The sequence below is a fragment of the Pseudoalteromonas sp. SaAl2 genome (assembly GCF_052947895.1).
Genome location: NZ_CM129605.1, coordinates 775,794 through 801,669, shown reverse-complemented (window position 1 = coordinate 801,669; position 25,876 = coordinate 775,794). Strand labels below are relative to the sequence as shown.

22 protein-coding genes and 7 pseudogenes are annotated in these 25,876 nt (G+C 39.7%); 13 read left to right on the top strand and 16 right to left on the bottom strand.

Annotated elements, in window-relative coordinates:
• Nucleotides 1-3 precede the first annotated feature (3 nt).
• From ACU8V8_RS03800 to ilvY, 4 genes and pseudogenes are all read right to left on the bottom strand, one after another.
• The gene (locus tag ACU8V8_RS03800) at nucleotides 4-696 is read right to left on the bottom strand and encodes a response regulator (RefSeq protein ID WP_446888899.1); all 693 of its coding nucleotides are present in this window, start codon (nucleotides 694-696) and stop codon (nucleotides 4-6) included.
• A complete protein-coding gene (locus ACU8V8_RS03795; RefSeq protein WP_446888898.1) occupies nucleotides 674-1,096 on the bottom strand; it encodes a DUF3019 domain-containing protein in 423 nt (140 codons plus the stop codon). Before ACU8V8_RS03795 ends, ACU8V8_RS03800 begins: the two co-directional genes overlap by 23 nt.
• Before the next feature lies 1 nt (nucleotide 1,097).
• Nucleotides 1,098-1,955: a MipA/OmpV family protein gene (locus tag ACU8V8_RS03790; protein ID WP_446888897.1), complete on the bottom strand. Its 858-nt coding sequence runs from the start codon at nucleotides 1,953-1,955 to the stop codon at nucleotides 1,098-1,100.
• A 106-nt stretch (nucleotides 1,956-2,061) separates the two neighbouring features.
• Nucleotides 2,062-2,986, bottom strand: a pseudogene (ilvY, locus tag ACU8V8_RS03785) (HTH-type transcriptional activator IlvY).
• A 149-nt stretch (nucleotides 2,987-3,135) separates the two neighbouring features.
• Here ilvY and ilvC point away from each other — a divergent pair.
• From ilvC to ACU8V8_RS03755, 6 genes and pseudogenes are all read left to right on the top strand, one after another.
• A pseudogene (gene ilvC / locus ACU8V8_RS03780) lies at nucleotides 3,136-4,609 on the top strand (ketol-acid reductoisomerase).
• Nucleotides 4,610-4,851: 242 nt separating this feature from the next.
• Nucleotides 4,852-6,766, top strand: a pseudogene (locus ACU8V8_RS03775) (methyl-accepting chemotaxis protein).
• 86 nt (nucleotides 6,767-6,852) lie between these two features.
• Entirely contained in the window at nucleotides 6,853-7,032 is a 180-nt protein-coding gene (locus ACU8V8_RS03770; protein WP_446888896.1) for a hypothetical protein, read from the top strand.
• Between the two features lie 187 nt (nucleotides 7,033-7,219).
• On the top strand, nucleotides 7,220-7,597 hold the full coding sequence (locus tag ACU8V8_RS03765; protein ID WP_446888895.1) for a tetratricopeptide repeat protein: 378 nt from the start codon (nucleotides 7,220-7,222) through the stop codon (nucleotides 7,595-7,597).
• A 14-nt stretch (nucleotides 7,598-7,611) separates the two neighbouring features.
• Nucleotides 7,612-8,037, top strand: a complete 426-nt coding sequence (locus tag ACU8V8_RS03760) for a tetratricopeptide repeat protein (protein WP_446888894.1) — start codon at nucleotides 7,612-7,614, stop codon at nucleotides 8,035-8,037.
• Nucleotides 8,030-8,931, top strand: a pseudogene (locus ACU8V8_RS03755) (M28 family peptidase). The gene ACU8V8_RS03760 and the pseudogene ACU8V8_RS03755 overlap by 8 nt, the downstream one beginning before the upstream one ends.
• On the opposite strand, the gene ACU8V8_RS03750 reads toward ACU8V8_RS03755, so the two are convergent.
• On the bottom strand, nucleotides 8,900-9,250 hold the full coding sequence (locus tag ACU8V8_RS03750) for a GIY-YIG nuclease family protein (RefSeq protein WP_446888893.1): 351 nt from the start codon (nucleotides 9,248-9,250) through the stop codon (nucleotides 8,900-8,902). The pseudogene ACU8V8_RS03755 and the gene ACU8V8_RS03750 overlap by 32 nt on opposite strands.
• A gap of 119 nt (nucleotides 9,251-9,369) precedes the next feature.
• Between ACU8V8_RS03750 and ACU8V8_RS03745 the strand changes: the two genes are divergently transcribed.
• The gene (locus ACU8V8_RS03745; protein ID WP_446888892.1) at nucleotides 9,370-9,729 is read left to right on the top strand and encodes an outer membrane protein assembly factor BamE; all 360 of its coding nucleotides are present in this window, start codon (nucleotides 9,370-9,372) and stop codon (nucleotides 9,727-9,729) included.
• Nucleotides 9,730-9,786: 57 nt separating this feature from the next.
• Here the strand turns inward: ACU8V8_RS03745 and ACU8V8_RS03740 are convergent, their stop codons facing one another.
• Nucleotides 9,787-10,116: an RnfH family protein gene (locus ACU8V8_RS03740; protein ID WP_087530834.1), complete on the bottom strand. Its 330-nt coding sequence runs from the start codon at nucleotides 10,114-10,116 to the stop codon at nucleotides 9,787-9,789.
• Nucleotides 10,113-10,554 (bottom strand): annotated as a pseudogene (locus tag ACU8V8_RS03735) (type II toxin-antitoxin system RatA family toxin). Before ACU8V8_RS03735 ends, ACU8V8_RS03740 begins: the two are co-directional and overlap by 4 nt.
• A 143-nt stretch (nucleotides 10,555-10,697) precedes the next feature.
• Between ACU8V8_RS03735 and smpB the strand changes: the two are divergent.
• Both smpB and ACU8V8_RS03725 read left to right on the top strand, forming a co-directional pair.
• Nucleotides 10,698-11,177 carry an SsrA-binding protein SmpB gene (smpB, locus tag ACU8V8_RS03730; RefSeq protein ID WP_087530942.1) on the top strand — a complete coding sequence of 160 codons (480 nt, stop codon included), beginning with the start codon at nucleotides 10,698-10,700 and terminating at the stop codon, nucleotides 11,175-11,177.
• A gap of 170 nt (nucleotides 11,178-11,347) precedes the next feature.
• Nucleotides 11,348-13,939, top strand: a complete 2,592-nt coding sequence (locus tag ACU8V8_RS03725; RefSeq protein WP_446888891.1) for a TonB-dependent receptor — start codon at nucleotides 11,348-11,350, stop codon at nucleotides 13,937-13,939.
• A gap of 65 nt (nucleotides 13,940-14,004) precedes the next feature.
• Here the strand turns inward: ACU8V8_RS03725 and ACU8V8_RS03720 are convergent, their stop codons facing one another.
• Both ACU8V8_RS03720 and fadR read right to left on the bottom strand, forming a co-directional pair.
• Entirely contained in the window at nucleotides 14,005-14,610 is a 606-nt protein-coding gene (locus ACU8V8_RS03720) for a peroxiredoxin (protein ID WP_058559809.1), read from the bottom strand.
• Between the two features lie 245 nt (nucleotides 14,611-14,855).
• Complete coding sequence (fadR, locus tag ACU8V8_RS03715; RefSeq protein ID WP_446888890.1) at nucleotides 14,856-15,569, bottom strand: fatty acid metabolism transcriptional regulator FadR; 714 nt, start codon at nucleotides 15,567-15,569, stop codon at nucleotides 14,856-14,858.
• A 297-nt stretch (nucleotides 15,570-15,866) separates the two neighbouring features.
• Here fadR and dsbB point away from each other — a divergent pair, with 297 nt between their 5' ends.
• Nucleotides 15,867-16,379 carry a disulfide bond formation protein DsbB gene (gene dsbB, locus ACU8V8_RS03710; protein ID WP_446888889.1) on the top strand — a complete coding sequence of 171 codons (513 nt, stop codon included), beginning with the start codon at nucleotides 15,867-15,869 and terminating at the stop codon, nucleotides 16,377-16,379.
• Nucleotides 16,379-16,690 carry a hypothetical protein gene (locus tag ACU8V8_RS03705; protein WP_446888888.1) on the top strand — a complete coding sequence of 104 codons (312 nt, stop codon included), beginning with the start codon at nucleotides 16,379-16,381 and terminating at the stop codon, nucleotides 16,688-16,690. Before dsbB ends, ACU8V8_RS03705 begins: the two co-directional genes overlap by 1 nt.
• Nucleotides 16,691-16,750: 60 nt before the next feature.
• Here the strand turns inward: ACU8V8_RS03705 and ACU8V8_RS03700 are convergent, their stop codons facing one another.
• Nucleotides 16,751-17,050: a ComEA family DNA-binding protein gene (locus ACU8V8_RS03700; RefSeq protein ID WP_446888887.1), complete on the bottom strand. Its 300-nt coding sequence runs from the start codon at nucleotides 17,048-17,050 to the stop codon at nucleotides 16,751-16,753.
• A gap of 260 nt (nucleotides 17,051-17,310) precedes the next feature.
• Between ACU8V8_RS03700 and ACU8V8_RS03695 the strand changes: the two genes are divergently transcribed.
• Nucleotides 17,311-17,625: a YebG family protein gene (locus ACU8V8_RS03695; protein WP_446888886.1), complete on the top strand. Its 315-nt coding sequence runs from the start codon at nucleotides 17,311-17,313 to the stop codon at nucleotides 17,623-17,625.
• 80 nt (nucleotides 17,626-17,705) lie between these two features.
• Here ACU8V8_RS03695 and putP read toward each other — a convergent pair whose 3' ends face one another.
• The gene (gene putP, locus ACU8V8_RS03690; protein ID WP_446888885.1) at nucleotides 17,706-19,184 is read right to left on the bottom strand and encodes a sodium/proline symporter PutP; all 1,479 of its coding nucleotides are present in this window, start codon (nucleotides 19,182-19,184) and stop codon (nucleotides 17,706-17,708) included.
• A 367-nt stretch (nucleotides 19,185-19,551) separates the two neighbouring features.
• Between putP and ACU8V8_RS03685 the strand changes: the two are divergent.
• Nucleotides 19,552-20,774, top strand: a pseudogene (locus ACU8V8_RS03685) (EAL and HDOD domain-containing protein).
• Nucleotides 20,775-20,850: 76 nt separating this feature from the next.
• Here the strand turns inward: ACU8V8_RS03685 and ACU8V8_RS03680 are convergent.
• From ACU8V8_RS03680 to ACU8V8_RS03660, 5 genes and pseudogenes are all read right to left on the bottom strand, one after another.
• Complete coding sequence (locus ACU8V8_RS03680; RefSeq protein WP_446888884.1) at nucleotides 20,851-21,582, bottom strand: MlaA family lipoprotein; 732 nt, start codon at nucleotides 21,580-21,582, stop codon at nucleotides 20,851-20,853.
• A gap of 9 nt (nucleotides 21,583-21,591) precedes the next feature.
• On the bottom strand, nucleotides 21,592-22,881 hold the full coding sequence (gene ccmI / locus ACU8V8_RS03675; protein WP_446888883.1) for a c-type cytochrome biogenesis protein CcmI: 1,290 nt from the start codon (nucleotides 22,879-22,881) through the stop codon (nucleotides 21,592-21,594).
• The gene (locus tag ACU8V8_RS03670; protein WP_446888882.1) at nucleotides 22,882-23,343 is read right to left on the bottom strand and encodes a cytochrome c-type biogenesis protein; all 462 of its coding nucleotides are present in this window, start codon (nucleotides 23,341-23,343) and stop codon (nucleotides 22,882-22,884) included.
• A complete protein-coding gene (locus tag ACU8V8_RS03665) occupies nucleotides 23,340-23,912 on the bottom strand; it encodes a redoxin family protein (protein WP_446888881.1) in 573 nt (190 codons plus the stop codon). The genes ACU8V8_RS03670 and ACU8V8_RS03665 overlap by 4 nt, the downstream gene beginning before the upstream one ends.
• A pseudogene (locus ACU8V8_RS03660) lies at nucleotides 23,909-25,875 on the bottom strand (heme lyase CcmF/NrfE family subunit). Before ACU8V8_RS03660 ends, ACU8V8_RS03665 begins: the two are co-directional and overlap by 4 nt.
• Between the last annotated feature and the right edge of the window lies 1 nt (nucleotide 25,876).

Here is a 25,876-nt window from a genome sequence, read left to right as displayed (position 1 = left end):
CGATTACATCCCCCACGCATCTGAGACAAATAAGTAACCTTGCCCCCAAACTGTTTTGATACGATAAGGCTTATCGCTATTATCACCTAGCTTTTTGCGAATACGAGATACTCGTACGTCTACGGTGCGGTCTAAACCATCGTACTGGCGCCCTATCATGTGCTGATGCACATGCTCACGACTTAACACTTCACCTGCATTTGATGCTAATAACCAAAGTAACTCAAATTCATGAGAGGTCAATGTAATTTCATTATTTTTCAAGCGCACAATGCGGCTCGTTTTATCAATATTCAAATCACCAAATTGAAGCTCTTCAGGCACTTTAATTGTTGCTTGACCACGTCTAAGTAAAGCACTAATACGGGCTAACAAAACACGGGGCTCAACTGGCTTAATTACGTAATCATCCGCGCCTAACTCTAACCCTATTACTTGGTCAAAATCCTCACCCTTTGCAGTAAGCATTAAAATAGGCAAACTAAATTTATCTCGCACTTGGCGACACACGCTAAAACCATCTTTTCCCGGTAACATAACGTCTAGAATCATTAAATCAACTTGGTTGTTTTCAAGGTAGTCAAATACCTCATCACCACGGTCAAGCACCGCAACTTCAAGGCCATTACTTACTAGGTAATCTCGCGTTAATTGCTGTAATCCTAAATCATCTTCAACGAGTAAAATTTTTGCCATTTGCAGCTCCAGAATTAAAAAAGCTCCACGGAGAACGTAACCTGCGCCGAGTAGTTTTAGCATGAGTGCTTTGTACTTCAATGCTTGCGGTCGCTATAGGTTTTTCCGTGTGAGAATTGATCAAGGAGTATATGGTTTCAACCTGAACATGCGCTTTATATTCAAAGTGTGTAAATTGCATTTTTTGCCAGCATTTTAATTGTTGCTTTTGCTGATACAAACACACGTCCATTGCCTGCGGCAATGTAATTGTAAACTTTAAATCAAGATCACAAAAATCTTGTTGTTCTGAAACCACACAGACTTTGGGTGATACGCTAAGCTTACTTTTTTTTGCAACTGCATTACTTGGCCAAAAAACCAAAAATACAGTGTACGCAGCACAATGTAGATACTTCATATTAAAAAATATGATCAATTCCTATAAAAGCAGTCATTGAATACGTTTGCTCGAACAGCGGACTGTCATCTAAGGCAGAATAATCATAATATGCCAAATGAAAACGCACTGAATTGACCTCACTTAATGGCCAGCGGGCGTCTATTTTAGCATAAGGCTGCCAGCTACTACCAACAGCAATTGCACCATATGGGCTTTCTTTTTCTGCTAAACCATAAAAATAGTCATTCAGTTCGGCTGATTTATACCAAACGCCTAAACTTGGCTTTATTTGTAATTCACCTAATTTACGGTGCATCTGCCATTGAAACGCTGTGCGCCACCCTTCATACACACCAGACACATCAGCCAAAGTCTGTATAGAAAACACATGTTGTTGGTAAATATAATGGTAGCTTAACCCCGCATCCAATGCCCACTTCCGTTTATTTAATTCATTTATCGCTATTTTTGGCTGTTGTTCTGATTGCTCATTTTGCGCAAAATTTAATGAGTTCGATGTCGATAAAGCGAATATGTTGCTTGGGTGCCAATCAACAAAAAAGCGTGTTTCGGGGTTTAATTCAGCAACTAGGTTAAATACATGGGGTGAGTCAGGTTTTAAGCTGTAACCAACACGACCGTTATCGAAAAAGAACTGCTCAGCGTAAAAAGCAACTTCAGGGATCAATACTAAAGGTAAATCATCACCGCCTTGTAACGGATTTGTCATAACACCTAACCCAGTGTTTAAACTGAGGTGCCACTGCCCTGTGATAATATTTTGGCTAGGATCAACTTCAGATTGTTGCGCAAAAGAGGCTGCAACAATACCAAATGAGATACTAACTACCCCCAAAATATAAGTTATCAACTTCATTGTTTTTCTTATATGAATTAGAACTACTGATAACGACATAATAGCAAGGTATTAATCACTTATCCCTAGCTGATTACAATCATTCACACTTTTGATACATATGTACCTATATCATATTTAACGAAATGCTATTTATTTCCTTCAACTCTTTAGCAATATCCCACAATGCTGTGAGGGCTGGATCACTAAGCTCTTTTCTTAGCACAGCAAGTCCTATTTCGAAGCCTACTGGTGCTTCACGTTGATCGTTAATTATTTGAACTTTATCTTTAAGTGGAGAGTTATCTAATACGATCTTTGGCACCATGGCAATGCCCAAGCCCAGGCTCACCATGGAGACCATGGCTTCATGACCAGCCACCTGAGCATAGATTTTTGCGTTAATATTATTTTTACTCCACCAATGTTCTAATCGCTGTCGAGTAAAGCCTTGCTCAGGAACAATAAACTCTAACTGTGACCAGTTAATAGTATCGCTAAAATTGGCCAGTTTTTCAGTAATGCTACATGGACTTCTAGGCGCTATAAAAACCAATGAAGAATAACCAATACTGGCAAAAGCGATTTGTGCGGGTAGCCTATCTGGTTTGGCAGCTATGGCCATCTCTTCGTGAGAATCTAAGACGCGATTAATAGCTAAAGCAGGGTCACCTGTGTTGAGCTTTATTTCAATATGTTGATGCTTCAGGCGAAGTTGCTCCAATATTTGATGCAAAAAAGCTATAAGAAGCTGTTACTGAACAATAGATACTCACCTTACCATAAACTGGTTGCTCAGGATCTTGCATAGTAGTACGAAAACGTTGCCAATTAGCTAGAGTCGCATTGGCATAATCAATAAACGACTCCCCCTCCCGTGTTAACTTAACACTACGATTATCTCTACTAAATAAGGCAACACCTACCTCCTCTTCGAGCTGTTTAATATTGCGGCTTAATGTCGGCGCACTAATATGACAAAGCTCACTAGCACGAGCAAAATGCAGCGTTTTAGCCAACACCAAAAAGTAATCTAAACGTTTATGATCCATTATATTAAGCCCTGCAATGACATTTCATTTTATGAAACACTTTAATTCAAATATATCATTTTACGCAAGGATGAATTTTACATAAGGTAGTTACAAGCAAGACAAAATGAGCTTGCATCTAACAAATATGAATATATAGGATACTAACAATGGCGAATTATTTTAATACTCTACCTTTACGCGAGCAATTAGCTCAATTAGCGCAGTGTGAATTTATGGACCCTGCTGAGTTTGCCGATGGTGTACAAGCACTAAAAGGTAAAAAAGCTGGTTATTGTTGGTTGTGGTGCACAAGGTTTAAATCAAGGCCTTAACTTACGTGACTCAGGCCTTGATGTTTCTTATACATTACGTGATTCAGCAATCAGTGAACGCCGCCAATCATTTTTAAATGCCTCTGAAAATGGTTTTACTGTTGGTACTTATGAAGAATTAATTCCTAGCGCTGATGTTGTTCTTAATTTAACGCCAGACAAACAACACACAGCAGTTGTCAATGCTATCATGCCAATGATGAAACAAGGCTCTACGCTTGCTTACTCTCATGGCTTCAATATTGTTGAAGAAGGCATGCAAGTACGTGACGATATTACCGTTATCATGGTTGCCCCAAAATGCCCAGGCTCTGAAGTACGTGAAGAATATAAGCGTGGTTTTGGTGTTCCAACACTTATTGCCGTGCACCCAGAAAACGATCCGCAAGGTCATGGCTTAGCACAAGCAAAGGCCTATGCTGCTGGCACTGGTGGACACAGAGCCGGTGTACTTAAGTCATCATTCATTGCTGAAGTAAAATCTGACTTGATGGGCGAGCAAACCATCCTTTGCGGTATGTTGCAAACCGGTTCAATTTTATGTTTCGATAAAATGATCGAAAACGATATTGATCCAGGCTACGCATCTAAGCTAATTCAATATGGTTGGGAAGTGATCACAGAAGCACTTAAGTACGGTGGCGTAACAAATATGCTTGACCGTCTATCAAACCCCGCAAAAGTGAAAGCGTTTGAATTAAGTGAGCAACTCAAAGAGATTATGCGCCCACTATACAATAAACATCAAGATGACATTATCGATGGAACTTTCTCTCGCGTTATGATGGAAGATTGGGCAAATGATGATGCAAACCTATTAAAATGGCGCGCAGAAACAGCTGAAACTAACTTTGAAAAAACACCTGCTGGTGATGTTGAAATTACAGAGCAAGAATTTTTTGATAACGGTATCTTGATGGTTGCTATGGTTAAAGCAGGCGTTGAGCTTGCCTTTGAAACCATGACTGCTGCGGGCATTATTGAAGAGTCAGCGTATTATGAGTCTCTTCATGAAACGCCATTGATTGCAAATACCATTGCACGTAAAAAACTATTTGAAATGAACCGTACTATTTCTGATACAGCAGAATACGGTTGTTACTTATATAACCATGCCTGCTTACCATTGTTAGCTGATTTTATGAAAGGAATCTCTACAGATGTAATTGGTAAAGGCCTTGGTGAGCAAAGCAACCACGTAGATAACCAAACATTAATCGAGATAAACAAAGTATTACGTGAGCATCCGGTAGAAATCGTGGGTGCAAAACTACGCGGCTATATGTCTGCGATGAAAAAGATTGTTTAATATCCCTGGACAATAAAAGTTTCGCTTGTTAGAAACCAAGCCCACACGCTTATGCTGTGGGCTTTTTCGTTTCTTGATACCCAAACCACCTCAAGGTCCGAGTTTCATTTACATTTAGTTTTAACTAATTAACCTAACATAAGTTAAAATTATCATTTCATCCCCTTTAAAAACAATCAACATCGCGGTGCAATAGTATTGTGCTAAAATAACTATCCAAAGTAGTAAATAAACACAAAATTATGTTCTTACAACGCACCCCTATTCCGCAAAAGATTACACTTTTAGGTATCTGCATTGCCCTGCTCGTCGCAGCTTTAATTGGACTTACATCCATTTATAGTGCAAAAAAAATCATTGAACAACGTATGATTGGCTCAGAATTGCCCAGCAAAGTACAAGCTATCAACAACTATATCAGCATAGAAATAAATCAATTAAAAAATGCTGCTCAGCAAATTTCTAGCAATCGATTCATTCTCAATTGGGCCGCTAGCAATGACACTAATGATGAAGTTTTAATCGAAGAATTAAAACGCGTCCAACGTCAATACAACTTAGCCACAGCATCTTGGGCAAACCGTGAAAGTGCCCAATATTGGAATCAAGATGGCTTCTTACGAATATTGAATAATCAACAAGATGCATGGTTTTATAACTTTAAGCAGAGTAAACAAGCATTTTCTATCAGCATTTTTCAAGAAAGCGAAAATGACGTAAAAATGTTTATTAACCACCAACAACCTAACGGTATCGGCTTAGCAGGACTTGCAAAAAGTATTTCAGCAATGCAAGCGCTACTAAATCAGTTTAAAATAGAGCAAACTGGGTTTGTATTTATTACCGATAATGAAGGGTTAGTAAAACTTCATGCCGATGCCGATAAGGTAGCTAAAGCCCGTTTAGATAACCTATACGGCGAAGGTGTCTCAAGAAAATTATTACAAAGCGCTGAGTTTAATTTATTAGAAGTTACTCTAAACGATGAAGCTTATTTTCTTGCAGCTAGCCCAATCAAAGGAACCCAATTATTTGTAGTTGCACAAGTTGCTAAAGATGAAGTGTTTGCAGGGATCAGTGATTTGCAATGGCAAATTATCAGCTTCGCTATGTTAATTGCATTACTAGCTTCGGTAGTTAGCTTCTTACTTGCACGTTCACTGTCGTCTCCTCTTTCAAACATGGCTGAACTTTTTACTCGCTTAGGCTCAGGCGATGCTAATTTAGGCTACCGCTTGCCTGAATCAACACAGCCTGAATTAGCCAAGCTAAGTGATGGTTTTAATTTATTTATTACTAAAATTGAAACAGCCATAGCAAAAGTTGCCAGTGAAAGTCATGAAATACGCCAAAGTTCACAACTCGTTTTTGATCAAGCGCAGCGTAATTCACAAGCAATGGATGCGCAAAAAAGATCAAACGATCTCGGTCGCAGCTGCGATAAATGAAATGGGTGCAACAGTTCAAGAAATTGCCAGTAGCGCAGCAACCGCGGCAAAATTAACCGAAGATAGCAAAGCAAACACCGAGCAAAGTCATCAACAGGTCACTCAAAGCCAAATGACCATTTCAGCGCTAGCTGATGATATCGATGTGATCACGCAGCAGGTTGAGCAACTCGCACAGAAAACCATCGCAATTGCCACCATAGTTGATTCTATACGTGGGATTTCAGAGCAAACAAATTTATTGGCCTTGAATGCAGCTATTGAATCGGCTCGTGCGGGTGAACACGGTAGAGGTTTTGCCGTGGTCGCTGACGAAGTGCGTGCGCTTGCGAGTCGAACATCACAATCAACCACCGAAATACAAACGATGATAGAGGAATTAACAGCAACCTCAAGCCACGTTGTTAGTAACATTAGTTTATCGAAAAACAAAGCGCAAGATAGTGTATCTGCGATGCAAAATTCAGTGCAATTACTAACAACAATCACCAATACCGCTAATGAAATTAACGATATGGCGACTTTAATTGCTACCGCAACTGAAGAGCAAAGCACTGTGGTCGCTGATGTAGGCCGAACTATAGAACAAATAAGTGAAATCAGCGATAAAGCAATGCAAGAACAAATCAGTACAGAGCAAGCTATTAGTGATTTAGCTAACAGCGCTCAAACACTTGATAAACTGGTCGCAACCTTTGACAAGCGCTGAGTAAACACGCTTTGTAACAATTGAATTCTGCTCCGAGCAAAAAACAAACTATACTTGTAAAGTGTAAGATTGATTGGGGCAGAATTATGACAACATCAAACAGATTTACATACCTAGTAATAACGCTATTTATAAGCTTTATTACGGCTTGCCAAAGTACACCGAATCAAGCATTGGGCGCCCCACCAAACATTAGCCAAAATCAACCATTTACTTTATTGCCTGTGGAAACTGAAGCTGAGATTTTGAACTCAATGACGACATAAAACAACAATTAACTACCGCCTTTCCAGCTAAGAAACGAAACTTGCGTTCAACTCGCAAGCTACTGCAATTTTACTCGATAATGGTGACGCGTCACTTTCATATCAATCTGGTGCAACGCTTATTGCGAATCAGGCTTATCAAAATTTAAATGCCAATTGCCTATCCCTGTCTATTTTAGCTTACAGCATGGCCGACTTTTTAGGCATGCATAGTCAATTTCAGCAAGTACACATCCCAGAGTATTGGGCACTTAATAAAGGTTATAACCTACTCACTGGACACATCAACCTGCGGGTATCTTCACCTCGCAATAGTGGATCAAATATTACTTATGTATATACCGCTGAAAATTCATTAGTCGTCGACTTTGACCCTAACTCTCGCTCAGAGACGTTTAAAACGACTCCGATTTCAAAAGCACGAATTACAGCTATGTTTTATAACAATAAAGGGGTAGCCGCTATGCTAAAACAACAACATAATAGCGCATATAGTTACTTCTTAGCAGCAACTAAAGTTGACCCCTTATACTCAGGAGTATGGGGGAACCTGGCTGTTTTTTAAGAATAAACAACCAATTGAAGACTGCAGAACTTGCATATAATCATGCGTTGGCAATTGATGAAGATAATAATACTGCACTAGGGAATTTAGCGTTACTGTACCAGCTCACTGGTCGAGACACGCAAGCCAAGGAAATATTGACCCAATTACACAATAAAAGACAAAGTAACCCGTATTATCATATATCGCTGGGTAATTTCGCCTACCAAGCAAACGCTTACCGAGATGCAATCAAGCATTTCAACAAAGCAAGGCGGCTCGACAGCTCGCTTCACAATAGTTATTTTGGTTTAGCCCGGACCTATTATCAGCTAGGTGACTTTAAACAAGTTAACAAACACCTACGATTAGCAAATAAATATGCCTATTTTACACACGATAAAAAGCGTTACAGCTCCAAACTAAGCGCTTTGAGTACGATGACAGCAAAAAATGATTGATAGAAAAATCATATACGCACTCTTTTATTGTTGTGCTTTTATTACTCATTTTACTTATGCATCCACCCTGCGGTTGATGAATGACTTAAAACACCTAAGCTCTTTAGAGTTTGCAGGTAGAAAAACTAATACACCCGGTGCGCTTGCCACATCGGATTTTATATACTCTCGATTTGAAGAATTAGGTTATAAGGCTCAATTACAAAAATTTACTTACCGTCATGGTTTTTTCTCCACGGCAACGGGCATAAATGTCATTGCTAGACTCACAACTGATACCGCGCAAGCTCCGTTGCTAATAATAACCGCACATTATGACCATCTCGGTCTGAAAGGGAATAAGTTGTATGCTGGCGCTAATGATAATGCTAGTGGAGTAAGTGCATTATTATACTTAGCTGACACGCTAAGAAACTCCCCCGTGATTTCAATATCGTTTTTGTCGCAACCGACGCCGAAGAAAATGGTCTCCATGGGAGTAAGTCTTTTGTTAGCCAGTTAGAAGCGCCCAATAAAAAGCTTAATATTAATCTTGATATGTTAGCAGTAAAACCCAGCGATCCAACTTTATATATATTTACGTCTTATAAACTAAAACAACCCATAAGCAAACTTACTGGGGAGATCAAAAACACTAAGCTAAACATACGTATTAGTAGCTCGACAAGGCAAATGAACCATTGGCTCAAAGAAAATAGGATTGATTGGCGAAAAGCAAGCGACCACTATTCATTTACAAAAGTAGGCATAAATACACTCTACTTTGGTATGGGTGAAGATCAGCATCATCACAAAGTAACTGATACCTATGAGAATATAGATAAGCCCCTTTATTTAGCAACCGTTAGCTTCATTGAGCAGTTTATTCGGCGGGCAGATTGTTCTGTATTTTAAGCGGATGATGCTCAGTTGCAACATATTCACGCTTTTGCGCTTTAGAAAGGCGCTTAATTTTCATTTCTAACTTAGTTGCGTCACTGCGACTGCCAACTTGCTGTTGATAAACTAATGTAAGCGGCCCTTTACCACGTAGATTTTTTGCGCCTTTACCCGATTGATGTGCAGTAAAACGCCGTGCTACATCAGTAGAAATTCCTGTATACCAGTGCCCTAGCCTAGTTTGTACAATATAAATCCACCAGTTATTTTCCATCGTTTTTTTCGACTTTGTTTTTTTTAGTACAGTTAAACTTTTCGCGGACTTTATGGTCAAACTATCACTCCAAACATAGATAGTAAAAATTAACTGCCAAACAATTGTGCAAAAAGGTTTTACCTTAGGTGACTAATCGGTATCATGCAGTTTATAAAAAATAAGGATCCAAACTAACAATGCAGTCGTTAAAATCTCTTTCTCTTTGGTTTATTGTCGCACTTACTTTAAGCGCAACCGCAGGTTGTTCTAGCTGGGTTTACCGTATCAACATTCCTCAAGGTAACTTTTTAGAGCAAACCGATGTTGATAAACTTCGTATAAATATGACACGAGAGCAAGTAGTTTATGTATTAGGTAAACCTGTCGCTGAAGACGCTTTTGATAAAAATACATGGCACTATTTGTATTCATTCAATCTAGGCCGTGACAATGAACAGCGTAAATCACTCACACTTAATTTTGAAAATGAAAAGCTAGTATCTTTATCTGGCGATTACAAACAACCCGAAGAGTTTAATACACCTCTAGAACAATAAACTAATTTTATTAATTCAGACAAAAGGTTAGCAACAGCTAACCTTTTTTGTTTAAAGCTATTTAGCTTTATCTATTGGGCGCCCACCAGTAATTTTGTTAGCTCGACCTTCATCTTTGGCTTTTTCTGCACGTTTACGCCTTGCGTCTTTTGGATCTGCAATTAAAGGTCGGTATATTTCAACTCTATCGCCTTGCTCTAACACTTGAGTTAATTTGCACGTTCGATTCCAGATACCAAGGGTTAATTTTGATGCATCAATTTCAGGGCACTTTTCTAGTATACCTGACTTAATAACAGCTTCTTCTGCGGTACTGCCAACAGGCACTGATACTTGTAAACTCGTTGCTGTGGTTGGTAGTGCAAAAACGACTTCTACATTAATCATATTCGTGGTCCATAAACATCTTTTTGCTCTTTGCGTAAACGCATTGACCATATTTTTGGCAACATCATTAAAAATTTTACCAAAGGCTAACTCTATTAGTTTACTTGAAAATTCAAACTCTAAACGCAATTCTACTTTGCATGCGCTCTCATCTAATGTCCGAAAATGCCACTGCCCCTGAAGTGATTTAAATGGGCCATCAACTAACTGGAGCTTTACAGTGTTCTCATCAACAAACGTATTTTGAGTAGTGAACCATTTTTTTATTCCTGCTTTTGAAATTTCTAAGCTGGCGGTCATGGTATTAGCTTGCTGGGTAACTATTTTTGCATCAGAACAATGTGGTAAAAATTCAGGATAAGCATCCACATCATTTACTAAGTTAAACATCTCTTTGCTGCTATACATTACTAGCGCACTTTTTTCTATTTGTGGCATACTCACTCCCAACTGTGTGGGCGAATTTTAGCAAGCTTTGCGTTTTTCCCCAAACTTTCCAGACGCTTTATTTACATCAAATTTTATCTGCAAATTTAAAAAATCGATGTAAAAAGCAGAGCTTTACGTATAATATGGGCACTATGGCTAAGAAAAAATCATCTAAATCGACAACGAATACCATCGCGTTGAATAAAAAGGCGCGTCATGAGTATTTTTTACACGACAAGTTTGAAGCAGGTGTCGAACTGCAGGGCTGGGAAGTAAAAAGCATCCGAGCTGGCAAAGTAAATATCTCTGAAACTTATATTCACCTTAAAAATGGCGAAGCATTTTTACTTGGCAGTCAAATACAGCCACTTAACAGTGCCTCTACCCATGTTATTTGTGACCCCATGCGTTATCGTAAGCTACTTCTAAGCAGGCGAGAGCTAGATCGATTGGTAGGTGCTACCGAGCGAGATGGGTATTCATTAATTGCCACTGCCATGTATTGGAAGAAATGCTGGGTTAAACTTGAATTTCACCTAGGTAAAGGTAAAAAAATGCATGACAAACGAGAAGACGGTAAAAATAAAGACTGGTCTCGTGAAAAAGAACGATTAATGAAACACAAAGTTTAATTCCAAAAACGCCTAACTCAGTTAGGCGTTTTTGTTTACCTATTCAAATTCCACTCACTGCTCAAAAACCGCACTCAAAACAAACAATTTGATAACACCTAGGTTACATGGTATTAATATTACCGGTTATAGAACCAAATATATTTATCATGACAACAAGGACTTAAAGGATGAAGCAATTACTACCATTTAAACCTACCCTACTGGCAAGCATAACACTTGCTCTCTCTACTGGTTATTCTGCACATGTAAACGCAGCAGACGAAGCAAAGAAAGTCGAACGCATTGAAGTTACTGGCTCTAGAATTAAACGCACTGATATAGAAGGCCCTTCGCCGGTCCAATCAATTAGCCGTGCAGATATTGATAACATGGGTTATGACAATCTTCAGCAACTACTTGAGCGAATGCCCGTTGCTGGTAATGGTACTTTTTCTACCCGAGGTAATAACCAAGACTCGACAGCGAATGGAGCTGCGGCAGTCTCTCTGCGCGGCCTTGGTGCAGATGCCACACTTGTTTTGATCAACGGGCGCCGAGTAGCAATTAGTGCTTTTGCCGAGAGTATCACTAACTCATTCGTTGACATCAACAGCATTCCAGTCTCAGCTATTGAACGCATCGATATTTTAAAAGATGGTGCATCTGCGATTTATGGTTCAGATGCTGTTGCTGGTGTAGTTAATATTATTTTGAAAAAAGATATCAATGGTCTTGAAGTAAACCTTGGTTATGGTGGTACTGATGGCCCTAATTATGAAGAAACCTCAGCGAGTATTGTTTGGGGTACTTCAAATGAGAAAAGCAGCGCTTCAGTCATCGTTGATTATTTTAAAAATACCTCTTTATCATCAAACGAAATGGGCAGTTTAGGTACCGCAAATCAAGCTCCATACGGCGGCATGGATTTTCGATCATCTCGAGGTTTCCCTGGAACATTTGATGTAAATGGCACCCAAACCCCCGACCCGAGTTGTCCTACAGATCAATTAAGTAGCAGCAATAGCTGTGTATTTGATTATGGTCCTTTTGGGTATATTTCTCCAGCTTCAGAGCGTGTTGGTGCTATCTCACAGTTTGAATATAACTTTGATAATGGCATAACAGCTTTTATGGAACTGGCAGTACAACACAACAACTCTATCGCAATGGGTGCACCAACGCCACTGGATAAGGATGCAGGCTTAACTGTGCCAGCTAATCACCCTAATAACCCATTCGGTCAACAAGTGGGGATCAACTTCTATAGAACTGTAGATGCTGGTGCACGCCAATGGGATATTGAGTCTGATACCTTACGCTTTGTGGCTGGTTTAAAAGGCGAAATAAATGACTGGGGTTGGGAAGCCGCTGTACAAAAAGGCCGCAGTAAATCATTGCAAACGGGTGACCGTACTCAAGGCTGGGTAAGAACAGATTTTTTACAACAAGAAATTGACGCAGGAACTTATAACCCTTTTGGTGGCACTTATAATAATCCGGCTGTAATCGATCGTATTACAACCAGCTTAGTTCGTCGTGGCGAATCACATATGACGTCATTTGATGCCAATATAACAGGTGAAGCGTTTAGCTTCGGTGATAGCGCCGTAATGATGGCCGCGGGGATTGAGTATCGTGAAGAAGATGTCAGTGATATCCCCGATGACCAATTTCAACGTGGTTTGATTTTTGGCACCGAATCCGTTTCTGCAGCGGCTGAGCGCGACCAGTACGCAGCTTATGTTGAGTTCTCACTTCCTTTAGCTGATAGCTTAGAATTACAACTAGCTGGGCGTTATGATGATTACAGCGATTTTGGCACCACAACAAACCCTAAAGTAGCATTGCGCTGGGCACCTACGGACGAAATAACGATTCGTGGCTCTTGGGCGCAAGGATTCAGGGCCCCATCATTAGCGCAAATAGGGTTAGGGCCATCAGAGAAAAGTCAATTCTTTGTTGATACCTATCGCTGTCAGGCTACTGGTCTTGACTGTGATGCCCTGGATTACAATATTCAATTTGCAGGTAATCCTGATTTACAAGCCGAAGAGTCTGAGTCATGGAACGTTGGCTTTATTTGGGCTCCTACAGCAGAGCTTGGTTTAAGTATCGATGTGTGGAGTATAACTCAAGACAATAAAATTGATGAGCAAGGATTTGGCCCTATCTATGATGCAGAATGTGATAATCAAAACAGTACTATCTGTGTTCGTTTGGCCCCATCTGGAAGCGAAACCCTCGGAGTGATACAAAAAATTCACAGTACTTTTGAGAATGTCTCTTCACAAGAAGTATCTGGTATCGACTTCTCGGCAAACTATAATCATTCATTGAATGATTTAGGGTTACTTAAATTCAATTTAGAATGGGCATACCAAAATAAATTTGAAAAAGACGGCCGTGATTATACAGGTGAATATGGTTACCCAGAGCACCGTGGGATTTTTTCAACTAACTGGGAGCTCGGTGAATTTAACACCAATGTAAATATCAGTTATGTTGGGGAGTTTGAAGATACGCCAGATATCAACTTTGATGGCACCCTTGACTTTGATAGCAACACATCGAGAATGGTTGACTCACAAGTTTTAGTTGATTTGCAAACAGCTTATCGCATTACCGAATCAACTAAAATCTCAATAGGCGTCAATAATTTATTTGATGAAGAACCACCATTTGCCATTGGCGATGGTGATAACGACTTGTATGGCTACGCATCAGCAGTGCACAATCCTCGAGGACGTTACATTTACACCAAAGTGTCGTTCTCATTCTAAAACTAAAGATAACAAAAAAACCCGCCATTTGGCGGGTTTTTTATAGTCTAAAACAAAGGCCTAAATTATAGGTCGCCTTCGTTTTCAGATAGGAACTTAGCAACGCCTGCAGGGCTTGCGTCCATACCTTTTTTACCTTCAGTCCAACCAGCAGGACATACTTCGCCGTGCTCGCTATGGAACGCTAGTGCGTCAACCATACGTAGCATTTCATCGATATTACGGCCAAGCGGTAAATCATTAACTACTTGGTGACGTACATTACCTTCTTCGTCGATTAAGAATGAACCACGAAATGCAACGCCAGCTTCTGGGTGCTCAACGTCATACGCTTTACAGATTTCGTGTTTAACGTCTGCAACTAATGCATATTTAACTTCACCGATACCGCCGTCTGCCACAGCAGTTTTACGCCATGCGTTGTGCGAGAATTGTGAATCGATTGAAACACCGATTACTTCAACGCCACGCTTTTGGAATTCTTCATAACGCTTGTCAAAAGCAATTAGTTCAGAAGGACATACGAAAGTGAAATCGAGTGGGTAAAAGAAGATAACTGCTTTTTTACCTTTGATTGTTTCGTGAAGATTGTAGCTATCTACGATCTCGCCGTTACCTAGTACTGCTGCAGCGGTAAAGTCTGGTGCCTGGCGGCCTACTAATACACCCATTTTATTCTCCAAATATTTGAGTTTATTTCTAATTGCTTACGCAATGCTTGCTTTATTATGGGATCTAAAAATTAAATACCAAGGGCTAGCACGCATAATTGTTGAAATATTTTAGGGGTAATCAGACCAAATAGATAATCGGATTTTCAAATCACTGCAATCGAAAATATAGAATACTTAAATACACAACAATAACGCACAAAAAAACCTGTAAAAACAGGCTTTTTATTTTAATGCTATGATCGTTAATCCATAATATTTTCTGGCATATCACCGCGAATTTCTTGCCAGATTTCACCTGTCTGGTGACCATATTTACGCATCATAGAAATAGCGCCATCATGCTCTCGGTTTTCAGCTAATGTCGTCAAGTCTTTGTAAAATTGACGTGCCAACTGACGAGTGCCTGGATCTGAAAAGTAATGGCAACCAATTTTTGAATAGAAACCTTTAAAGCCATTTAAAATTAGCACATATATTCGATTGTTACCTGCAACCGCTAATTCGTGATGAACTTTATAATCATAATCGGCAAATGCTTGCGCGCTGTCTTCTAACTCGTCACTTTGTGAAAGGATTTCAATTACACGCTCTGGCGCTAGCTTGATTGCAGCACGCGTATAGATTGCACTGATATTAGTACGTGCAGAAAGTAACTGGTCGGTAAGCTCTGGCATTTTGTCTTCATCAAGACGAGCAAGTGTTTCAAGAATATTTAAGCCAGATGTTTCCCAAAAATTATTTACTCGTGTGGGTTTACCATGTTGAATGGTTAACCAACCATCACGCGCTAAACGCTGCAGAACTTCACGTAATGTAGTACGGGTAACACCGATTAGCTCTGATAACTCGCGCTCAGCAGGAAGTATAGAGCCTGGAGGGAAATCACCATTCCAGATTGATTCAACTATATACTCTTCTGCAAATCCAGCTGGACTTTTCGCTTTAAAAATTCTCATTCAATTCCCACTTGAGTTATCAATATTACTTCACTTAAATGCTATTAACTGACTGATTGTACCAGACGAAGCAAAACTAACAAGTAAAGTAACTCAGAACTGGGCTATTTTTCAGGTTAGTGCAATTTAGATAATAACTACTTAATGAAACAGAGCACGATAAAACTTAGCAAACGCATCTTATAAAGCAATTTAACAAGCATTTGCATGATTTTAATAACTCAGAGAGGTTTATCCTTGCACCTTGATTAATGACTAAGCCATAATCTCACTATAAAATAGATAAACGGAAATCTTATGAATTGGTTAGCAAGTTTAGCGCACAGACGTACGCCTTGGGTTTTATTAGCATTGACTGCTTTTACATTTGAAGTTATTGCTTTATTTTTCCAATATCAAATGGGCTTAGAGCCTTGTATCATGTGTATATATCAACGAACAGCGATGCTCGGTCTATTAATCGCAGGGATTATTGGGGCGATTAATCCAAGTAACATAATAATACGCATTACTGCACTTTCTAGCTGGGCTGTTGCGAGTATATGGGGCTTTTTATTGGCCCGTGAACATATTGATATGCAAACGACAACCGACCCATTCGCATTTAGCTGTGAGTTTGAACCTAATTTTCCCGTGCCGTTACATGAGTGGATGCCGCAATTTTTTGCTGCTACAGGCGACTGCGGTAATATTGATTGGCAATTTTTAGGCTTAAGTATGCCTGCATGGATGGAAATTATCTTTGGCTTGTTCAGCTTAGTTTTAATCGTGGTTGTTTTTTCACGCCTAATGATTAAGAAGAGCGTATAATGTTTGCGTTTTTTTCAAGCCAAGTTAAGCAATTGCAGCACCTTAAAGTACGTCAACGCCAACACATAATTGCAGTTGCCTTATCAATGCTTTCACCACTGCAAAAGATCAGCTTACGTATTGTCAAATTGCTGTTACTAACGCCTGTATTCGCCTCTCTTATTTATATTGAAGGTTGGTTAATGTTAGCAGCTTTATTAGTAGCAGGTTTAAGCTACCCGTTATTAACCACACCCGTTGAAATTGCGTTTGCAAGGCCTTTTATAGCCGATGCATTAAAGCAACAAGAAGGAAAGCAAGGCGAAAACTAATTCGCCTTGTAAATCTTTGCTTATATTATCAAGTAATTAATCTATAACTTAGCTATAAGCTTAGGTTTTTATTTTGCCATCTAACTTTGCCAGCAATTTATCTCCAATGCCCTTCACGTTCGTTAAATCAGCAACTGATTTAAATTTTCCTTGCTTTGTTCGATAGTCAATAATAGCGCGCGCCTTTGACTTACCAATACCAGGTAACTGCATCAGTTGCTCTACACTGGCTTTATTTATATTGATACTCTCAAGCTTTTTTACTGCCTGACTTACTGGTGCAGACTTAGTATCGCTCGCATAACTTGGGCTTATAAAGCCTAAACTGACTAGTACAACTACTAAACTTAGTAACTTCATGTTTTCCTCCGTGATATCCATACATGGACTCAATTAATAGTAAATGTTTACGACACCCTTTTAACTAACATAAAAACCATTAGGTACTAAAAAAGTGTGACTCTATAAATAAAGTAAAGAGCAATTACTTTGTCAACTGTACCTATAATAAAAAATAAAAAAGTTCACTTGCAAATACGCCCGCAAACAATTACTGTATATAAAAACAGTAATCAATATCAGTGCGTTAATTCACACTAAGCTAATTGGCAGGAGAGATCATGGCTGTTGTTGTTAAATATGTTGTAGAAAGAAACGGAGTCGAGCGAATGACGTTTACTACTAAAAAAGAAGCTGATGCGTATGACAAAATGCTCGATATTGCAGAATCACTTGAAGTAATGCTCGAAAAAGTGGATGTCCCCTTAAGCGAGCAACAAATTGAATCTTTAGCGCTTGAAATCGCAAAAAGCAAAGATGATTTCATTAATGTATTAAAAGGCGCAAAAGAACCTGTAAGCAAACCAGCTGCAAAAACAAAGAAAGACACGGCAACCACTGAAACAAAAAATCCTGAAGATAAAGCCGCAAGTTAATAAAGCTTAATTCAAGAAAAAAGGAGCTCTTAGGCTCCTTTTTTATGCGTGTTTTAAAACTTCACCTGAATTTTAGTTACTTACAGTGACTTTTCTACATCATCAAATAAAGTAGTAATTTCATTACTTGGAGCAGGTGTCGCTAAGCTTACGACTAAAATGGCAATACTTGAAAGAATAAAGCCAGGTACAATCTCGTAAATAAGGCTACTGAGTTTTTCACCATCAATTGTTATAGGCGCATAAATCCAGACCAATACGGTTATAGCACCCACTAGCATACCAGCAAGTGCGCCAGCAAAGTTCATTCGTTTCCAATACAGGCTAAATAATACCAGTGGACCAAATGCGGCACCAAAACCAGCCCATGCATTACTGACTAAATCTAATATTGAACTATCGCGATCATACGCTAAGTAGATTGCACATAGCGCGACAATGGCAACGCTAATACGCCCTACTGTTACCAGTTCAGTGTCACTTGCCTCTTTACGTAAGAAGGTTTTATAAAAATCTTCAGTCAATGAACTTGAGCTGACAAGTAGCTGTGACGAAATGGTACTCATTATAGCAGCCAAAATTGCTGCTAATAAAAAGCCTGCAATTAAGGGATGGAATAACAGCTCTGACAAAATCAAGAAAATAGTCTCAGGATCATCTACTACAATATTATTTTCGTAGGTATAAGCTGCACCAAATAAACCAGTGCCTACAGCACCAATAGCAGCTATTATCATCCAGCTCATACCAATGCGACGAGCAGTCGGCATATCTTTTACACTACGTACAGACATAAAACGTACAATAATATGTGGTTGACCAAAATAGCCTAAGCCCCACGCCATCGCCGAAATTATACCTAATATAGAGCCTGCACCAATCCAGTTAAGCATATCTGGATTAACACTATGCAATGTAGATTCTAATGGTTGCTCCAATAATGAATACGCGACTGTCGGTACCAATATTAATGCAACAAACATAATACAGCCTTGTACAAAGTCGGTTAAGCTTACTGCTAAGAAACCACCAAACAAGGTGTATAAAACAACCACGCCTGTTGTTATGTAAAGACCCATTTCATAGCTCAAGCCAAACGAGCTTTCGAATAACTTACCGCCAGCAACCACGCCCGAAGAAGTGTAGAGTGTAAAGAACACAATAATCACAACCGCTGATACCACACGGAGTAAGTTTGATTTATCGGTGAAACGATTTGAGAAATAGTCTGGAATGGTGATTGAGTCATTTGCTTTCTCAGTGTAAACCCTAAGCCGTGGTGCCACTAAGAAGTAGTTTGCCCAAGCCCCGAGTACTAACCCAATTGCAATCCAAGTGCTACTAAAGCCGGTTACAAACATAGCACCAGGTAAACCCATTAATATCCAGCCGCTCATATCTGACGCGCCTGCTGAAAGTGCAGCTACTGAAGGTGACAAACTACGCCCACCCAGCATATAACCAGATACATCACTGGTTGACTGTTTATACGCATATAGGCCAATCCCTAACATAACGATAAAATACGCAGCTAAAGAAATAATCATTCCTGTTTCCAAATTTGCCTCCGCTTAAGAAGTTTAAATCTGGCTTTTAATCCTAATAATGACTCATTAATCAATGTAATACAAAAGACATTATTGGTGTAAAAACCAACTTAGGACCTGACTATATCATGGCTGGGGCAAATAACTCCACTCTCTGCGTTAATCAAATAAGTAACTGAGGTTAATAGGTTTTTAACTATTTTTTTTATTTAAGAGGATATAAATGGAAATTTAATATTAATTGCCTTACGATTAAAACAATATATTTATAAAAAATCAGTACTTTAGCAGTAGGTCTGTAAAATATAATTAATGCTATTTTCTATGTTTTGTCTTATATTGCCTCTGTTAATGTTTAAATCAATCGGATCTGTTGTTTATGTATTTTTACGCTGCGCGTCAGCCCATTTTAGATCGTGAAAAAAAACTCGTCGGCTATGAGTTACTCTTTCGAGATGGCGTTGATAATGTTTTTCCTGATATTGATGGTGATGAAGCAACTTCTCGTTTAATTGAAGGCAGTCAGTTTAATTTTGGTTTAGAAGATTTAACAGACAATAAACCCGCCTATATTAATTTTACTTTAAAAACACTGCAAAAAGGCTACCCGACTTTACTGGGTAAAGAGCAGATAGTTGTTGAAATTTTAGAAACTATACAACCAGGTAAGCGCCTTCTCGCACTGGTTAAAGATCTTAAAGAAAAAGGCTATACTCTAGCACTTGATGATTACATACATCAGCCTGTATGGCGTCACTTCTTCCCGTATATTGATATTATAAAAATTGATTTTTTAAGCTGCGACACTCAAGCCATCAAACAAGTAATTGAAGAAGTAAAACAGTTCAGTCATATTAAATTACTCGCAGAAAAAGTAGAAACCTACGAAAACTATCAGTTAGCGTTAGATTTAGGGTTTAGTTATTTTCAAGGTTTCTTTTTTCTAGACCTGAAATGGTGCAAAGTAAATCGCTACCACCTTCACAAATGGCGCTCGCAGAGTTACTCTATGAAACGTCTTCGGTAGAGCTTAACTTAAAAAAGATTACAAGTGTCTTTGAACGAGATGTAACTCTTTCATATAAACTACTACGCTATAGTAATTCAGCTGCGTTCAAACGCCGAGCAGAGATAAGCACCATAAAACAGGCACTTATAGTACTAGGCGCAGAAGAAATTAAAAAGTTTTTATCGTTATTATTTGCATCCCAAGTCGCTGCCGACAAACCCGCAGAGTTGATCCGTTTATCGTTAACCCGTGCCCGCTTTACCGAACTTTTAGCTATTAATCACAATCAACTGAAAGATACTGGCATGGCTTTTTTAACCGGCATGATGTCATTAATGGATGCAATTTTAGATGAGACGATGGAAGGTGTGATGAATAAATTACCACTTTCTAATGATATCAAGGTAGCCCTTGTTGATGAGCAAGGTATTCTCGCCCAGTATTTGCGTTTAGTTAAATTATACGAGCAAGCGAATTGGGAAGGAGCAAACGCCATAAAAAATGAATTGGGTTTAGCGGCAGAAAAGGTACCTGACTCCTATCATGAAGCGCTTAGCTGGGCAAATGAACAAATGAAAGTATTAGGCGAATAGGCCTATCTTAACTTACAAGCAAAAATAAAAAAGCCAGCAGTTTTGCTGGCTTTTTTCTAACTTCGCGTCAGGTAAATTATAGACTTTCTAAAAAGTCTTCATCGAAGTCATCAGGCTCTTCTTCGATTGGTGGGTTTCCATCGTATAACTCATAGAGCTGACGCTGAAAGTAAATATCTTTCATAAAGATATACGGATCCAACGACTCATTAAGTAGGCTCTCTTGCGGGATTAACGACGCCCTTGCCTCTACAGCTTTAAGTGCAAATACAACTACCGTTTGCGGTGTGGTTAAGGTGATCTCTGGCAATACAAAGTTATCAACAACATCACCAGTCAGGTTACGTGCAGTAGAAGGCCCCATACCTGGCAGCATTAAGTAAGCACCGTCACCAATGCCCCAAACCCCCATCGTTTGGCCAAAGTCTTCATCTATAATTTCAAGGCCTAATGAACTTGCAACATCAAATAGCCCTAGCAAACCTACCGTTGAGTTAACTAAAAACCGTGCAACACTGATGCTTGCATTACCCGCTTTACCTTGTAAAGTTGCATTGATCACATCAGTTGGCGCACTAATATTATCAGTGAAATTCACTAAGCTTCGACGCACTGGGGTTGGAGTAATAGCCACATAGCCGACAGCTGCTGGGCGCAAAATATAAGCGTCCAACACATCCATATTAAAATCATACATAGGACGGTTAAATGACTGTAGCGGATCTCGCTCATCCACTTTTTCATCAGGGACCTGTGCACAACCGGCACTAATCAATAACCCTAAAATTAGTAAAGTTTGTTTAAACATATTTTATCCTTAAGGGATCATCTCATCAATGAGTAGCGTATGTTGCGTGACATTTTCACGCTCTAATATTGGCGAACGACCTTCTAACTCACCTGTTGAAGGCATCACAGAGGCATCTTTCGAAATTCGTGCCGTGATAACAACTTCTTTAGATGATGATAAAGTAAGCCCATCTACCATTGAGTTACTATCACTTAATTGCACTTCAAGAGGAAAACTAAACTGGGTCAATTTTACCACAGCAAGCGGCATAGGTGGGCCATTAGCAGCTTTGGCAAATACAAATAAAATGCCATTTTCTGGCAAGTTACCGACTAATGTTGGTGCTAAATCCACTGTGACTATAATAGCACTTGAATCTGTAGCTACATCTGTATTTGATAGCATTGCAGCATTTGCCACAGGTGTTATAGTGCTTTTTTGCTCTGCAATTTTTTGTTCAATATCAACAATTCGCTGCTCAACCATTGCGTAACGACTATCGTTCCCCTCCATTGAACTGAGTAAAACTTCGAACGCTGCTTTTGCTTGCGTCCAGTCATGTCGTTCATAAGCAATAAGAGCAAGTAATGAAATGGCATCAATATTGGTTGGCTCGTTTTTTAATACCCGTGATAACATGCCTGCTGCACGGGTCATATTGGCTTCGCTTCCTTCCAGTAATAAAACTTGACTGTAGCTGACTAATACGCCTAAATGCTCTGGGTTAATTTGCAATACTTTATCAAACGATTGCTGCGCCATATCAAACTCATTCAATGACATAGCTACACGTCCAAGTAACATCCAAGCAACCTCATCGTCACCACTTTCTGCCAGCTTTGTACGCAAACCTAATGCAAAGGCTTGTAACTCATTTTGGGTTAGCGGTTCACCTTGTTGCATCACCGCACGCTCACCGTACTCAGGCAAGTTGTCCATCGCAGCATACCAGTTTTCAAGCTGCTTTTGTGATCCAGTGGCAGAATAAAAAATCACTGTTAGTACTATTAGAAATACACTTCCCGTCAAAGCAAAAATGACATTATTACCACGACTGTACAATGACTTTTCTGGCGAAAGCTCATTTAATAGTCGACGCTTTAACTCAATAACAGATTCATTATAACTTTGCTGCTCAATACGTTGTTCTTGCAAATCGTTTGCAAGTTCTTCCGAGCGCTGCTGATAAATTGCGATCAGATCTGAATTAGCATTATGCGTCACACTTTGCACACGCTCTTTTTTTAAAAAAGGTAAAGCCACAAACCCCACAGCTACTAAAGTTAGTAACGCAAAAGAAGTCCACATTAAAATCATTTAGCTTTGCTCCTGACGTTTATTCTGAGCAATTAATTTTGCTAATAACGCTTCGTCTTGTTCGTTCCAGGTTTGCTTAACAGCAGCCTTACGTTGACGAATGACAATAAAGCCTAAACCGAACACTACAATCAGTACCGGCAAGACCCAGAGGACTAATGTAGCCGGCGTTACAGGCGGATCGTAATGAACAAAGTAGCCATAACGATCTATCATGTAATCAATGACTTCATCTTTTGAGTTACCTTCTTTAACCAAAACCAACACCTTGTCACGCAAGTCTTTTGCAACCACTGCATCTGAATCTGCAATATTTTGATTCTGACATTTAGGGCAACGTAGCTCTTTTGTTAACTCTGCAAAACGCTGTGCTTGTTCATCATTAGCAAATTCGTACCTGTCTTGCTCAGCTGATACAGCAAAGCTAATAAGTAAAACCAAGCTGATTAAAAAATACTTCATGGCTGTAACTCCTGCATGATTGGTGCAAATTTCGAACGCCAAACTCGTGGGTTAATATCACCGGTATGATGCAATAAGATAGTGCCTTTGCGGTCGACCAAAAATGTCTCTGGTGCACCAGATACGCCTAAATCGAGCGCTAATGTTCGCTCTAAATCAAGAATATTAAATTGATACGGGTCGCCAGCTCGACTTAGCATACTACTTACTTCTTCTCGCAGTGCAGCCATATCAAATGCGCCATCAAAATCGGCATCGTAACTTTGCACGTAATACAAGCCTACTATTTTTACACCTTGCTCGCGTAATTTAGTTAAGTAACCAAGCTCTGCCAGACAAGTTGGACACCACGTGCCCCACACGTTGAGTAAGTAAACTTCACCTTGAAGATCTGTTTGTTGCCAGCGTTTGTTATCTTGCATTAAATCTGGCAAATTAAATGCGGGCATCGTATGGCCAATTCTTCCTGTTTGTAACTCGCGAGGGTTGGCGAATAACCCTTGATATAAAAATACACAAACTAAAATGAATGCCAGCAATGGCAATATAGCTAATAGTTTACGGTTCATATTGCCTCCTGCGCTGCAGTTTGCTCACGTTTTTTATTACTACGATAACGTTTATCACCTAAAATCAGAAAGCCCGCAAGCGAAACCAAGATACCACCAATCCACATCCAGCGAACAAATGGCTTGTGATAGATACGTAATGACCAACCACCATTACTAAGTTGCTCACCCAATGCCAAATATAAGTCTCGGGTAAAGCCTGCATCGATTGCAGCTTCGGTCATAAACTGCATACCAATATCATAACGACGTTTTTCAGCATGTAATATGGTTTCGAGTTTATCATTTTTCAAAACACTTACTTCTCCCGCGTGGCCACTATAATTAGCCCCACGAATGGTATTAACCCCTTCAAAACGATACTGGTATTGGTTTAACTGAACAACTTCACCTGGCTTCATAGATACATCACGTTCAACAGAATAGGCTGAGGTTAAAGTGACGCCAGCGATGATAAAAGCAATACCTACATGCCCTAATACCATTGCCCAATAGCTTAGGTCTAAACGTTTCACGCCTTGGCTAAAACTAGTTTGTATGGTTGCTTTAACATACAAGTCAACACCAGTAGTCACCACAATCCATACTGCGAGAGTGGTTGCCAATAACGTCAAAGGTGCTACAACGTCATAGCATGAAAACAACCACGCTGACGTAACAGCTATGCTGACGATAGCGCAAAACAACATTTTATTTTGTAAAAATCCCCACTTATTTTGTTTCCAACGTAGTAAGGGACCAATGCCCATTAAGATGGCAAACGGCACTAAAATAATGGCAAACATTTTATTAAAAAATGGTTCACCAATTGAAATACTGCCTAAGCCCATCTCTTTATGAACCATAGGCAATAAAGTACCCAATAAGACAATAAACGTGGCAACAACCAAAAATATGTTATTGAGCCATAATGCAACTTCTCTAGACACGAGTTTATAACGTCCTTCACTGCGTACCTGAGCGACTCTAAATGCATATAGAGTAAGTGCACCACCTACCACGACAGCCAAAAACGCCAAGATAAATAAACCACGGTCCGGATCAGTTGCAAACGCATGTACTGATACAATAATGCCAGAACGAACAATAAATGTACCAAGTAAGCTTAATGAGAATCCCGCTATGGCCAAGAGTACGGTCCAAGATTTAAATACACCGCGCTTTTCGGTGACGGACAGTGAGTGTAATAATGCGGTGGCCACTAACCAAGGCATAAGAGCTGCATTTTCAACTGGATCCCAAAACCACCAGCCCCCCCAGCCAAGCTCAGAATATGCCCACCAACTACCAATAGTAAGGCCAAGAGTTAAAAAGCCCCAAGCGGTCATTGTCCACGGACGCGACCATTTTGCCCATGAGTTGTCGAGCTTACCTGTCAATAAAGCTGCAATAGCGAATGAAAACGATACAGAAAGCCCAACATAACCCATATACAATAATGGCGGGTGGATAATCATTCCAGGGTCTTGTAATAAGGGGTTTAAATCTCGCCCTTCTACAGGGTAGTAAGGTAACAACAGCTCAAATGGGCTCGACATCAACAAAGTGTAGAGCATAAAGCCAACACCTAAAAAGCCTAAAACACCAAGTACACGTGCTCGTAAAATCCACGGCAGTAAGCGTGATCGCATAGCCACTACCGCAGTCCAACCCGCTTGCATCACTAACCATAGTAAAATGGCCCCTTCGTGGCCCCCCATGTAGAGGTTATTTTATAATACCAAGGTAATGTACTGCTTGAATGGTACGCGACATACGCGACGGTAAAGTCATCGGTTAAACTGGCATAGATTAGGGCTGCAAATGAGATTAAAACAAACATAAATTGCCCGACGGCTAACGAAGGCGCTGCGCGCATTAATCGCAAATTACCGGTGTGCGCGCCCCATAACGGAAAAATACATAATAAAACACTCAGCACTAAGGCCAGTGTTAGGGAGAAATAACCAATTTCAGGGATCATA